A 13,458-nucleotide genomic window follows, 5' to 3' on the forward strand; every position below is an offset into this window, starting at 1 on the left:
TAAGACAAAAGTGTAATACATACGTATGCACCCGGACGGTAATGTTGACCTTTTTTTTGCCTGTCACATCCGATTATAAAACAGCTGCGATAGGAACATAGGCTCCTATGCTATAATGAACCATTAGTAGACAGTATCAAAGGAGCGGACAGAAATGGCAGTCAGGCTGGAAACGGAATTATATGCGCCCGTTAAAGCTTTTTTCGAAGCCAGGGGATATGAGATCAAGGGCGAGGTAAGAAACTGCGATCTGGTAGGGGTGAAGGAGGGCCAGCAGGAGCCGCTGATTGTTGAGATGAAAAAAACGTTTAACCTTGCCCTGCTGCTGCAGGGCATTCAGCGATTGAAGCTGAGCAGCGAAGTATATGTTGCCGTGGAGCGGAACCGTAGCAAAAAAGGGGCGGTGAACCAGCGCTGGAACGAGCTTGTAGATTTGTGCCGCAGGCTCGGCATCGGGCTGATCACGGTAACGCACTATAAAACAAAACCTCCGCTGGTGGAGGTGCTGTGTGTCCCCAATGCAGCGGCCGTGAAGCCCGCCCCCAGAATCGGTTCCCGCCGGGACCGATTGCTGCGGGAGTTCAACGCACGAAGCGGGGACTATAATGTGGGCGGCAGCAGCCGGCAAAAGCTCGTCACCGCTTATCGTGAAAAGGCGCTGCGTGTCGCGGCTGCCCTGGCTGCGCTGGGGGAAGCCTCTCCCGCCCAGCTTGCCCGGGCCTCAGCCGTCAGCAGCGCCGCGTCCGTTTTGCAGCAGAATTATTATGGCTGGTTCCGGCGCATCGTGCGCGGGAGATATGCACTGACACCTTTCGGGGAAGCAGCGCTTACGGAGTATGCCGCTGTCCTTAAGGAGCATGCGGTGGCGGTGGACTGGCAGACCGCTGACCGGGTCGCGGAATCAGCTGCGGGGATGTCCGGTGAGGTCCCGGATCAGGCGGATTAAACGAAGCGGACATCCGTTTAACTGCGCGCAGTGAACTCCGCGATCGTCTCCCCGATCAGATTCATGCCCAGGAAGAGCTCGTCGCGTCCGGGATGGCTGAAATTCAGGCGGATATACGACGCCCCTTCTTTGCCGGCTGTACATAACCCACCCGGCAAAAAAGCCACCCCCTTCGGCAGCGCCGCTTTCAGCAGGATGGCGCTGTCCAGCCCCTCGGGCAGCCGGGCCCACACATACATGCCTCCCTCCGGCACACGCCAGGTCACCTCTTTCCACAGCGGCCGCTTGAGCAGCTCCAGCATCAGCTTCAGCCTGGTCGCATATTCCTTGTTCAGCAGGGCAAGATGATCGTGCCAGCTAAAGGGGGGACCTGCGAGCAGACGGTGCAGCAGCCTTTGATTCATCGTACTGGACTGCGTGTCAGCCAACTGCTTCAACACCGTCATTCCTTCAATGACAGGAGCCGCTCCTGCTGCCCAGCCTGTTCTTAAAGCGGGAGCTATCGTTTTGCTGAATGAGCCGATATAGAGCACCTGCCCCCCTCGTCCTCCATCATCCAACGCAAATAAAGAGGGGAGATGCACTTCCCCTCTCTTAAGATTCAAATCAAGCTCCCCGTAGGAATCGTCCTCCACAAAGAGCACGCTATAGCGCCGGCACAGCTCAAGCACATCCTGCCGGCGTCCCAAATCCCAAACCCCCCCTGTGGGATTGGAAAAGGTGGGTGCGGCGAAAAGCAGCTTCGGACGATGAAGCTTCATCTGCTGCTCCAGGTTATGAATGAGCAGCCCGTTTCCATCGGAGACAGTCGGAATCACCCTGGCTCCCTGCATCGATAACACCTGAAGACAGCCGGGAGATGTAGGATTTTCCACCAGCACCGAATCGCCTTCATCCACCATGAGCCGTACCACCAAATCGATAGCCTGTTGGGTTCCGGTCGTCAGCAGCACCTGTGAAGGAACTATCATTGCGTTCTTTCTATTTTCCCACTCGGCTATAAGCCACTCCCGCAAGGGCCTGAAGCCCTCGGGCTCACCATATTGGAGCACGTCGGGCCCAGACGCCAGCACGTCCTGAGCAGCCTCCTCAAGCAGCTTGACGGGAAAAAGCTCCTGCGCAGGAAGCTCCTCGGCAAGAGATATGAACGAGTTCAAACGCGCATTCTCCCTGATCTGGCGCAGGGGAGACGATAAAAGTGATACTGTGCGTGATGCAAAGGAATAACGCATACAGAACCTCCTCGCCTTCATCCGTCGCTTCCCCATCCGGACATACTCCCATGAACGAAGCCGGAAGGAACTGCTACAGCATATTCGGTTTGTTCACCGAGTATACCCGGTGCTTAAGCGTATAACTGCTTGTTCTGACGCGCATAAAGCGCATAATGTTCAATCGCCTGCGCACGGCTGGAAACGCCGAGCTTCGCGTAAATTTTGCGCAGATAATTGTCAATCGAGCGACGGCTCACTTCAATTTCAAGCGCGATTTTGTCGTATGTAATCCCCTGAACAATGCGTTCCATAATAAACACTTCTGTCTCCGTAAGCTCATCAAATGGCTCATGCGGCACTAAAGGCATATTAGGCCAGCTTCCGCTGCGTACCCAGTCGAGGGGCACGGACACAATTCCTTCCCTTAAACCGTTAATTAAATGAATAAGCTGACTCGTTGAGGCCTGCTTCGACAGCATGCCGCTGGCTCCCAGGGAAGTTACCTGCTGAAACAGAGCCACGCTGTCTTCATCGGTCATTACTACGATATGGCTATCCGGAGAAATGTTCTTCATTTCTGTCAGAAACGGTTCGACCGTCCCCTCCGGCAATTTATAATCTATCAATACCAGATCCGGCTGAATCGAGCGAACCAGTTCAAGCGCTTCCGTCCCGGTGGAAGACATACCTCTTACGAGCAGGTCCTGCTGATCCTCAAGAATCAGCTTGGTCCCCAGCATACTCGTCGGATGAATATCAACAAGCACAACCTGCCACACTTTCCTCATTTCCGAACCTCCCGTTGTTTTCACAAAAAACGACATCCTTCCCCTTTAAATCTGCCTGCCGTGCGCTAGCTGTTTTTTAGGTGAAGTTTTAAATAATAATTGTATATTTTCCCATAAATAAACCAGTTTTTCTCACGCAGAGCAGGCTATCTAGTAAATTTTGCGTTAGTTTTGTCCGGTTTGAGAACCTTTTCAAGGAAATAATAGCGTAGTCCTTCCCCAGCTTGCAATTCATTTTTAGCATTTAAAAGTGGAAACTATTACACTTTTGCGTAAATTATAGGCCCATGATAGAATGGGTTTGGAAAAATGAACAAACTTGCGGGAGTGATTCAATTGCAACCTACGATCGAGTCGGCTGTCGAAGCATCAGAGCGACGCCCCACCCAAACGAAGGGTCCTTCCGTCAAAGCTTTTCTCATACTCTGGTTGCTTGTCATTGCCCTGGGCATTACTGCAACCTACCTGTACAGCAACCATCTGAAGCAGCAAGTGGTACTCCAGGTTCAAAGTCATACCGACAGCCAAATGGCGTCGTTAAAGGCCGATTATGAACAAAAGCTTGACGTGATATCCAAAGAGATGGCCGAATTGCAGAGCAAGGTGGACTCGTTTAACGAGCTTCTTACCTTCACGAAGGACAACGCCAGCAGCAAAACGGATAACAGCAACAAACTCTACACCCAGCTCAGCGAGGTACAGAAACAGCTCGACAAGCTGGAGAAGCAGATGGACTTGTTAAAATGAGCAACCTTGAAGTCAAACAGATCAACCGTTTCTTTATGATGGCTCTTGCCCCCTTTATCGGGCTGCTGCTGGGACTGCTGCTGTTCAATCGTCCCGTTCCCGCCACATCTCCGTCTGCAGATTACACACCTGACCGCAGCTTGACTGCCGAGAGCGAATCGGTGCTGCAGAAGCTGGATGAAGCAGAGCTGTTAGCTGAAAGCACCATATCCAAGATTCAAAAGACTGCGGCGCTGTACAAGCAAACGACCGGCGTAATGAGGGATATCGAGAAGACCGCCACAGCCCAGTCTGCGAGACCCGGCATCATTTATAACCGCCGCATTACGGCCAAGCTGGGAATCCCTTTTCAAACCATTAACAGTGATCGGATCACCATTGAGCTCTATAAAGTAAACCCTGGCGTTTACCATGGGTATGCCATGAAGGTCAAGCTTAAGGATCCGTCGGCTATGCAAATGTCTCTTGGCAGCGGACAGCCCGGTTCTGCGGAAACCACGTTGAGGGCCGTGCAGCGGACAGGCGCCGCAGCCGGTATCAATGCCGGCGGTTTCGCCGACAGTGGAGGCAGACGCTACCCCTTGAGCACGACGGTTCTGGACGGCAAATACATCAATGGCTTTCAGGCCAGCTACAAGGATTTGGCCTTTGTCGGATTGAATGAGAACGGAAAGCTGATCGGCGGCAAATTTTTCAGCCAAAGCGCGTTGGACAAGCTCAAGCCTGTTTTTGGCGCCACATTTGTCCCCGTTCTTCTCCAAAACGGACAGAAGGTTGCCATCCCGAGCAAGTGGCAGGTATCCCCCGCAAGGGCACCGCGTACCGTTATCGGCAATTACAAGGATGACCAGCTGCTTATAATCGTGGTTGAGGGCTATAACGAGAACGGAAGCTCCGGCGCCACTCTGCAGGAATTGCAGAACAAAATGTACGTTCTCGGCATTCAGAATGCCTACAATCTTGACGGAGGCGGCTCCTCATCACTCGTAGTGGGCGGCCGGGTCATCAATAAACCGTCAGACGGGAACCTTCGGCCAGTACCCACCCATTTTCTGTTCTACAAGTAACGGTTAATGGATATGTTTTGATTTCAAGCCTTAAAAATTTTATGAAAAGAGCATCACGTGTGGACCACATCGCGATGCTCTTTGTCATAGTGTCAGGCGTGTCTTGGCAGTTGGGTCATTTCGGACATGCACTGACCGCAGATGTAGCGCTCCTTAAACTCAGCCACATCCTCCATTGAACCGCAAAATACACACTTCGGACGGTAACGCTCCAGAATGATATGATCGCCCTGCACCAAAATTTCGACAGGATCTCCCTCATTCATCTGGTATCTTTTTCTCAACGATTTGGGCAAAACGATTCTACCCAGCTGATCCACTTTTCGGACAACGCCAGCAGGTTTCATATGTTTCATACACCTCTCTGTTTCTGAAATACTATGTATATGGTTTCCACACAATTGTTACATTCGCCATTTTTGTGTCGAATCCTGCTGTACATAGCGGATTTTGTTATGTTCTTTCATCAGCCTATCAAAAGCATAAATACGAAAGAATTTGTACGCCCTACATATTTTATCGTCTGTAAAAGCCTGTATCATTAGAACTAAACGAAAATTAAATTTTCAGCCGTTTTTCATTTCATTTCAATCCCGGAAAATCCAGCTGTCTCAATGCTTCATACACGATGATAGCTGCAGAGTTGGACAGGTTAAGCGACCGTACATCACCAGTCATAGGCATACGCATACATGTATTTTTATTGGCATTGATTAACTCTTCAGGTAGGCCTTTAGTCTCCTTGCCGAATACTAAAAAATCATGATCACGAAAGAAAAAATCGGTATATTTTTTGTCTGCTTTTGTAGTTGCATAGAAAAAACGGCTGTCAGGATACAACTGCTGAACCTCTGCAAATGAATCGTGATAATGGATATTCACTGCATGCCAGTAATCCAATCCGGCGCGTTTTAAGGTAGCGTCATCCGTTCTGAAGCCAAGCGGTCTGACCAGGTGCAAATGTGTGCCCGTCGCGGCACAGGTTCTCGCTATATTGCCCGTATTGGCCGGAATCTCCGGCTCTACCAGTACGATGTGTAATGGCATATGAATACACCTCCATGTGCATGTAAAAAGGGGGTCCCAAAAGGTCCATTTGACCGGGGCTCCCCTTCTAATATTCCCTTAATAAGCTGAACAGATCATTAACCGTGCTGCTTCTGGAATGTGTCCATAAAATCAGCCAGGGCTTTGCAGCTTTCGTAAGGAACCGCATTGTAGATGGAAGCTCTGAGTCCTCCCACGCTGCGATGACCTTTTAGCCCGACAAAACCTTCCTTCTCGGATTCCTTCACGAACAATTTCTCCAGCTCTTCAGAAGCCAGTCTGAACGTAACGTTCATCAAAGAGCGGTCCTTAGGCTCTGCACAGCCTCTGTAAAAGCCTCCGCTTTGATCTATACGATCATACAGCAGCGATGCCTTGTCGCCGTTCATTTGCCCGAGCGCATTCAACCCGCCCTCCTCTTCAATCCAGCGCAGCACCTCATTCACCATATAAACGGAAAAGGACGGCGGGGTATTGTAAAGGGAGTTATTCTTTAAAAATGTACTGTAACGGAGCATGGTCGGGATATTCTCCGCCTGCCCGGCCAGCAGTTCTTCCTTGGCAATGACGACCGTAACGCCTGATGGACCGAGATTCTTCTGAGCGCCGGCGTAAATCATATCGAATCTGCCGATATCGACCGGACGGCAAAGAATATCACTCGACATATCGGCAATGAGCGGCACTCGACCCGTTTCCGGGTATTTCTGATACTGCACGCCTTCAATGGTTTCGTTTGACGTAATATGAAGGTATGCCGTATGTTCAGGAAGCTCAAGGTGATCCAGATCAGGAATCTTCATATACTGATCTTCCTTGGAGGAAGCCGCGATATGCGTCTCACCAAACAGCTTGGCTTCTTTCAGAGCTTTATCGGCCCAGCTGCCTGTCATCACATAGCTGCCCACCGTTCCCTGCTTCAAGAAGTTCATGGGAATCATGGCGAACTGAGTGCTTGCTCCTCCCTGCAGGAAAAGCACTTTATAGCCTTCCGGGTTGCCCAACAGGCGAAGCAGCCGTTCCTGGGCTTCATTGTGCACCGATTCGTACACGGCCCCTCTGTGTGACATTTCCATAATGGACATTCCCGTTTCGCGGAAATCGACAAACTCGGCCTGTGCCCGCTCCAACACCTTCAAAGGCAGCGCAGCAGGACCTGCGTTAAAATTATAGGCTCTCTTGTTCAAACCTTCCCCCGTCCTTTCGTCTGCATAAGGCACTAAAACATCACATGCCGTGTTAAGTTTCGGTATTATGGACCTGTTTGCTGCGGTAAAGCAGCGCAAATATTAACGCTATAATAGCAGCATTCAACAGGCTGTTCAAGAGCAAGAAGTCACTTTTTTGTGAAACTGTTCACTATAGTTATTCGCCTTTTGATATCTCAATTAAAAAGTCCCCCGGCAAACGGGGGACCAGTGTATGAGTACAATTTTAGCAGTCGAAGTAAAGGCTGAATTCATGCGGATGAACGCGAATGGCAACATCCTTGGCTTCGCTACGCTTGAACTGGATGTAATTGTCGATAAAGTCTTTTGTGAATACTCCGCCCTCTGTAAGGAACTCGCAATCAGCTTCCAGAGCATCCAGAGCTTCATCCAGCGTTCCAGGAACACTGCGGATTTTCGCTTTCTCGGCATCGGACAGCTCATAGATATTTGTATCCAGAGGACCGTAGCCCAGTTCAATCGGGTTCAGCTTGCGCTTGATGCCGTCCAGACCAGCCATCAGCATAGCTGCGAATGCCAGGTAAGGGTTAGCTGTGGAGTCCGGCGTGCGGAACTCGATACGGCAGCCTTTAGGAGTTACTGCAGCAACCGGAATACGTACCGCAGCGGAACGATTACCTTTGGAGAACACCAGGTTCACCGGTGCTTCATAACCAGGCACCAGGCGTTTGAAAGAGTTGGTGCTTGGGTTGGTCAGAGCGATCAGCGCCGGAGCATGGTACAGGATACCGCCGATGTAGTGCAACGCCATTTCGCTCAGGTTGGCGTATGCGCCCTTTTCATAGAACAAAGGAGAATCGCCGTTGAAGATGGATTGGTGAACGTGCATCCCGCTTCCGTTGTCTCCAAACAGCGGTTTTGGCATAAATGTTGCCACTTTGCCGTATTGGCGGGCAGTGTTGTGAACGATATATTTGTAGACCAGCAGATTGTCTGCTGTTTTCTTCAATGTGTCAAAACGGAAGTTGATTTCCGCCTGGCCAGCCGTTGCAACCTCATGGTGATGACGCTCGATCACGAGGCCGGCTTCTTCAAGCAGACGGCACATTTCACTGCGGATATCCTGCTGCGTATCCACTGGCGCAACGGGAACGTAACCACCTTTAACGCCTATTTTGAAGCCAAGGTTGCCGCCTTCTTCTTTACGGTTTGTGTTCCATGCAGCTTCTTCGGAATCTACTACGTAAGAAGAGGTGTTCATGCCGCTCTCATAACGCACATCGTCGAAAATGAAGAACTCGGACTCAGGCGCGAAGAACGCAGCCGTGCCCACGCCGCTTTGCTGCAGGTACTCTTCAGCTTTAACCGCAATGCCGCGAGGGTCGCGATCGTATTTTTCGCCGTCAGGCGTAACGATATTACACATCACGTTCAGTGTCGGATGTTGTGTGAATGGGTCTACGTAACAAGCTTCCGGATCAGGCATCATAACCATGTCGGATTCTTCGATACCGCGGTAGCCGGGAATGGAAGATCCGTCGAAAGCCACACCATTTACAAAGGTCTCTTCATCTACTGCAGAAGCCGGAAGCGAAATATGATGCGTGCGACCGGAGAGGTCAACAAAACGGAAGTCCACCCACTCAATATTGTTTTCCTGGATCGTTTTTAAAACATTTTCAACGGACATGTCTTCTTCCTCCCAATTTTCCCGAACATTAAACAAATTCCACGCAAGCAATGTTCATGAACTAATTATTTTTTCTGTCGTCATTATAAAGCTCAAATGTGACATGGGTCAAGAGCTATGTCAGGTATTTTTTAAACGCATGTCAGCTATGCTCACGCTTTTGACACAGCTTCCGGATGCGAAAAACGCCCAAAATACGCCGTATTCAGGCGTAATCGGGCGTATTTTGCTTTTTCACAGTATCACTTTTATGCATTAACGCTGGAAGGAAATAACTCCAATGGTTTTTTGTCCGTTGAAAATGTTTTGCCTACGATGGGGGCAAGCTTCTCCAGATCCTGCAAGAGACCCGCGAACTGGTCGGGGAACAACGACTGAACACCGTCTCCTGTCATGGAATTGTCCGGATCGGTGTGCATTTCTATGATCAAGCCGTCCGCTCCTGCCGCCACCGATGCCTTGGCCATGGGCTCGACCAGCTCCCTGCGGCCCGTGCCGTGGCTCGGGTCAGAAATGACCGGCAGATGGCTGAGCTGCTGCAGCACCGGAATAGCCGACAGATCCAAAGTGTTGCGGGTGTAGGTTTCAAAAGTTCGGATTCCGCGCTCGCACAGCATGACATCTGGATTGCCACCGGCAAGAATATATTCGGCAGCATTCAGAAACTCATCATAAGTGGCGCTGAAGCCGCGTTTAAGCAGAACCGGCTTGCCGCACGTGCCAAGCTTGCGCAGCAGGTCAAAATTCTGCATGTTGCGGGTGCCGACCTGCAGAATATCGGCGTATTCCGCACAGATATCGACGTACTCGGGAGTCATAACCTCCGTGATGGTCAGCAGGCCGTGCTTTTCGCCCGCCTCAGCCATCATAATAAGGCCCTCTACACCGATGCCCTGGAAGCTGTAGGGACCGGTCCGCGGCTTGAATGCCCCTCCGCGCAGCACCTGTCCGCCCGCCGCCTTGACCAGCCCGGCAATCTCATCAATCTGCTCCGCCGACTCCACGGCACAAGGTCCGCCCATGACCACCAGATCGCCGCCGCCAATATTTACGCCCTTGATGGAGATCACTGTATCGTCAGGATGGAAATCCCGGCTTGCCAGCTTGTAGGATTTCGAAATTTTGACGACATTTTCGACTCCCTTCATCTGTCTCAAATGCTCAGCCAGCTTCGGAGCCACGCTGCCGATCAAGCCGATAACGGTCCGATCGGCTCCACGGGATACATGAGCCTGCAGTCCTTCCTTTTCAATCACTTCCACGATGTCCTGAATTTGCTCCGCCGGAGTATTCTTGCCTGCGATAACGATCATATGATCCCATCCCTTCAAAATTGGGTAATTTATATATTTTTACACTTAAACGCTTGTTCGCTTTTAAGCTTTTATCCATTAAAGCAATCATATCAGATTAACCGCTTCTTCGTCAATTTCTTTCTGGGAAACGTTACAAACACAAAAAAGCGGAAGAACAGTCTGTGCTGTTTCTCCGCTTTGATTACTACGCTTCGTCAGGATAAGCTCTTGCTCTTCTCCCTTACCGGCGGCAAAATTTTGCGTTTATCGATCGTGCGTTTGATCTCCCATGTCTCCGGTTTTTCCGGGTCATACTGCTCAAGATACTGGATGACTTCCTTCGTGATCAGGGTAGGGGTTGAGGCGCCGGACGTAACACCAACCTTCGAGACCCCTTCGAGCCATTCGCGCTTCAACTCCGTTATATCAGCTATGCGGTAAGCCTTAACCCCGGCAATTTCCTCAGCGACCTGTGCAAGCCGGTTCGAGTTGTTGCTGCGCGGATCACCGACTACAATAACAAGATCCGTCTGTCCCGCTTGCTCGGCTACAGCCTCCTGGCGCACTTGAGTAGCCAGGCAGATTTCATTATGAACTTCGGCTCCAGGGAATTTCTCCAGCAGCTTTTTCATAATATGCTTGATGTCCCATTGGCTCATCGTCGTCTGATTCGTAATAATAATGCGCTCGGACTTCACATTCAGGCCGGCAATCTCCTCTTCGCGCTCAATTAAGTGCACATGGTCGGGAGCAATTCCGATCGCGCCTTCGGGCTCGGGATGCCCTTTTTTACCGATATAAATGATCTCGTATCCATCAGTTGTCTTGTCCCGGATCAGGTCATGGGTCTTGGTCACATCAGGACAGGTAGCGTCCACCGTGGTGAGCCCCTTCTCTCTTGCAAGCTTCCTTACCTCGGGAGATACGCCATGGGCCGTGAAAATAACGGTACCGCTGTCCACCTTCTGCAAAATCTCCATCCGGTTGGGTCCGTCCAGCGTAATGATGCCTTCCTCTTCAAACGATTGGGTGACATGACTGTTGTGCACAATCATGCCGAGTATATAAATAGGCCGCGGGAGGTCCAGGTTTTTGGCCGCCTGCCGGGCCATCACCATGGCGTCCACTACTCCGTAGCAGTATCCGCGCGGCGAAATTTTCAGTACTTCCAATTTTAGCACCTGCTTTCTGTAAGCCGGAATGTGATAGGGCCATCCCTTATTATACCTTATTCAAGAGGCGCGGAAAAGCTCACAGGCAGCCAGATGACAAAGGTCGTCCCTTCACCGCGGCGGGTAACAACCTCCACCGAGCCCTGATGCTCGTCAATAATCCATTTGGCAATGGACAGCCCGAGTCCGATTCCTTCCGTTACACCGCGGGACTCGTCGGCCCGGTAGAAGCGTTCGAAGATGTGCGGCACTTCATCTTTATCCATACCGATGCCCGTGTCGCTGATCCGCAGCCCGACCTGGCCCTGATACAAAATCGCGTCCAAGCGCACACTTCCTTCGGGAGTGTATTTAAAGGCATTTTCGATAAAAATAAACAGCATTTGCTGCAGATAATCCTTGTTCCCCTCCATGTAAATCCCGTTCAGGAATGAAAAATCCCCCACGATCCAATCCGCGTTTCGCTCTAAAAACTGCGCACGCCGCGCCACTTCCGTCACGAGTGGCTGCAGGGCGGTCGGCATCTTTTCGAAGGTCTGCCCCGTATCGGCTCTAGCCAGCGACAGCATGTCGCTGATCAGTCTGCTCATGCGTTTTCCCTCGTCCGCCATATCTTCAATGGCCTCTATAGACAACTTGCGGATCGTCCGTTCGTCCATATCCGGTCTTTCTTCCGGCTGGGCGGTCCAAAGCTTTTGCAGGAAATCCACATTGCCGCGCAGCGTGGTCAGCGGCGTGCGCAGCTCATGGGAAGCATCCGCCACGAAGCGGCGCTGGGCGGCATAGGCATCCTCAAGCTCCTTGTAAAATACCTCCGTACGCCCGAGCATTTTGTTGACCGTTGCGATCAGCTGGCCAATCTCGTCAGGCGGGCCATCGTATTCAATCCGGACACTTAAATCGTCCCCGGACTGAATCTGATTGGCGCCCTCTATAACCTTGACGAGCGGGCTCATGGACTTACGGGCCAGGAAGAGCCCGGAGGTTGCCGCCGCAATCAAGGCGACGAGCGAGCCGTACACCATTACATTCTCCAGCCTATGCAGCAGTTTGTCCTGGGAGTTGGTCAGCTGCGCAACCTGCAGCAGCCCGACCACCTGATTGTTGTCCTCAAGGATCAGAGGCTGGTAAAAAACCAGAAATGAGTTCCCGCTTTCGCTTACTTTCTTGAAGCCCTTGCTGGTATATGCCCCCTCCGGTGTCGACGGGACGGGCAGCTGGATACCTTGAAGATTGTCGGACGACTTCAGCACGCCCAGGGTATAGTTGTAAATCTGAACATAGACCTCCGAATCGTCCAGCCTTCTACTGTCCAAGTTAAAATCGAGCTTGGGCTCGGTGCCCCCGAAAAAATCACCGTTGATCGTCACCTTCAATTGCTGCCGGATACGCAGCGCTTGCTGCTGCACCGAGCTTTTCAATTCACTGTAGGTTGAATAATATACAAGCCCGTAAATGGCAACACCGAATATAACAAGCACGATGGCCAATATACTTGAATACCAGGCTGTCAACCGCCATCGTATGGACATATTATGAGTCACCTCTCAAGATGTAGCCTGCCCCCCGTATCGTCTGAATCAAGCGTTTGCCTCCATGCTCCTCGGTCTTCTGCCGCAGCATCGCAATGTAAACCTCCAGCACATTGGATTCACCGCTGTAATCGTAACCCCAAATTTTATCCATAATAAGATCCCTGGAGAGCACCCTTTTTGGGTTTTGCATAAACAGGTTCAGAAGCTCAAATTCCTTGGCTGTCAACTCCAGCCGCTGCCCCCCGCGGATCACCTCCCGCGAATCATTGTCCAGCATAAGATCCTCGAATACCAGCTTCTGCCCGCCACCTTCATGGTGTTCAGTCTTCCGCCGCAGCAGCGCCCGTACCCGGGCCAGCAGCTCCTCAAGGGCAAAGGGCTTTACCAGGTAATCATCAGCGCCGATATCCAATCCCTTGACACGATTCTCCACCTCATCCTTGGCAGTCAGCATCAGTATGGGTACGGTACTTCCTGCAGCTCTTAACCTGCGGCATACCTCGAACCCGTCAACCTGGGGCATCATGACATCAAGCACCACGACATCGGGCTCGTCGATCAGGAGCTGGTTCAATCCTTCCGCACCGTTGGCAGCAGTTGTTACTTCATATCCTTCAAACGCCAGACCTCTGCGCAGCATAGATACAATTTTTTCGTCATCATCAATGATGAGTACTTTGGAACGCATTGCCGGATCTACCCCTTTATCTTCTATTTTTCTTATTGTAACAGGAGCATTCTACCTAAATCCAACAGACCACCACAAGAAAAAAAGAGCGAAAGGAATA

General features: G+C 51.2%; 13 protein-coding genes. 3 read left to right on the plus strand and 10 right to left on the minus strand.

The window, feature by feature from the left end; genetic code table 11:
* Positions 1-154: 154 nt before the first annotated feature.
* A complete protein-coding gene (locus tag ACE5KN_RS00080) occupies positions 155-946 on the plus strand; it encodes a DUF2161 family putative PD-(D/E)XK-type phosphodiesterase (protein WP_375528387.1) in 792 nt (263 codons plus the stop codon).
* A 17-nt stretch (positions 947-963) separates the two neighbouring features.
* Here ACE5KN_RS00080 and ACE5KN_RS00085 read toward each other — a convergent pair whose 3' ends face one another.
* Both ACE5KN_RS00085 and ACE5KN_RS00090 read right to left on the minus strand, forming a co-directional pair.
* A complete protein-coding gene (locus tag ACE5KN_RS00085; protein ID WP_375528386.1) occupies positions 964-2,178 on the minus strand; it encodes an aminotransferase-like domain-containing protein in 1,215 nt (404 codons plus the stop codon).
* Positions 2,179-2,291: 113 nt separating this feature from the next.
* Positions 2,292-2,948, minus strand: a complete 657-nt coding sequence (locus tag ACE5KN_RS00090; protein WP_375528385.1) for a response regulator — start codon at positions 2,946-2,948, stop codon at positions 2,292-2,294.
* A gap of 309 nt (positions 2,949-3,257) precedes the next feature.
* On the opposite strand from ACE5KN_RS00090, the gene ACE5KN_RS00095 reads away from it, so the two are divergent.
* Both ACE5KN_RS00095 and ACE5KN_RS00100 read left to right on the plus strand, forming a co-directional pair.
* A complete protein-coding gene (locus tag ACE5KN_RS00095; protein ID WP_375533012.1) occupies positions 3,258-3,695 on the plus strand; it encodes a hypothetical protein in 438 nt (145 codons plus the stop codon).
* Positions 3,692-4,762, plus strand: a complete 1,071-nt coding sequence (locus tag ACE5KN_RS00100) for a phosphodiester glycosidase family protein (protein WP_375528384.1) — start codon at positions 3,692-3,694, stop codon at positions 4,760-4,762. The genes ACE5KN_RS00095 and ACE5KN_RS00100 overlap by 4 nt, the downstream gene beginning before the upstream one ends.
* Positions 4,763-4,854: 92 nt before the next feature.
* Here ACE5KN_RS00100 and ACE5KN_RS00105 read toward each other — a convergent pair whose 3' ends face one another.
* The 8 genes from ACE5KN_RS00105 to ACE5KN_RS00140 form a co-directional block, all read right to left on the minus strand.
* Positions 4,855-5,109, minus strand: coding sequence for an AbrB/MazE/SpoVT family DNA-binding domain-containing protein (locus tag ACE5KN_RS00105; RefSeq protein WP_355316838.1), 255 nt, complete (start codon positions 5,107-5,109; stop codon positions 4,855-4,857).
* A gap of 235 nt (positions 5,110-5,344) precedes the next feature.
* Positions 5,345-5,809, minus strand: a complete 465-nt coding sequence (trmL, locus tag ACE5KN_RS00110) for a tRNA (uridine(34)/cytosine(34)/5-carboxymethylaminomethyluridine(34)-2'-O)-methyltransferase TrmL (protein ID WP_375528383.1) — start codon at positions 5,807-5,809, stop codon at positions 5,345-5,347.
* Between the two features lie 98 nt (positions 5,810-5,907).
* Positions 5,908-6,996: a 3-phosphoserine/phosphohydroxythreonine transaminase gene (serC, locus tag ACE5KN_RS00115; protein WP_375528382.1), complete on the minus strand. Its 1,089-nt coding sequence runs from the start codon at positions 6,994-6,996 to the stop codon at positions 5,908-5,910.
* Between the two features lie 247 nt (positions 6,997-7,243).
* Positions 7,244-8,668 (minus strand): type I glutamate--ammonia ligase, encoded by a 1,425-nt coding sequence (gene glnA / locus ACE5KN_RS00120; RefSeq protein ID WP_375528381.1) that lies wholly within the window; start codon positions 8,666-8,668, stop codon positions 7,244-7,246.
* 248 nt (positions 8,669-8,916) lie between these two features.
* Positions 8,917-9,981 (minus strand): 3-deoxy-7-phosphoheptulonate synthase, encoded by a 1,065-nt coding sequence (gene aroF / locus ACE5KN_RS00125; RefSeq protein ID WP_375528380.1) that lies wholly within the window; start codon positions 9,979-9,981, stop codon positions 8,917-8,919.
* Positions 9,982-10,178: 197 nt separating this feature from the next.
* Positions 10,179-11,135, minus strand: coding sequence for a 4-hydroxy-3-methylbut-2-enyl diphosphate reductase (locus ACE5KN_RS00130; protein ID WP_375528379.1), 957 nt, complete (start codon positions 11,133-11,135; stop codon positions 10,179-10,181).
* 56 nt (positions 11,136-11,191) lie between these two features.
* A complete protein-coding gene (locus ACE5KN_RS00135) occupies positions 11,192-12,667 on the minus strand; it encodes a sensor histidine kinase (RefSeq protein WP_375528378.1) in 1,476 nt (491 codons plus the stop codon).
* A 1-nt stretch (position 12,668) separates the two neighbouring features.
* Complete coding sequence (locus ACE5KN_RS00140) at positions 12,669-13,358, minus strand: response regulator transcription factor (RefSeq protein WP_375528377.1); 690 nt, start codon at positions 13,356-13,358, stop codon at positions 12,669-12,671.
* Positions 13,359-13,458: the final 100 nt, after the last annotated feature.

This window comes from Paenibacillus terreus (assembly GCF_042138595.1).
Classification (GTDB): Bacteria; Bacillota; Bacilli; order Paenibacillales; family Paenibacillaceae; genus Paenibacillus; species Paenibacillus terreus.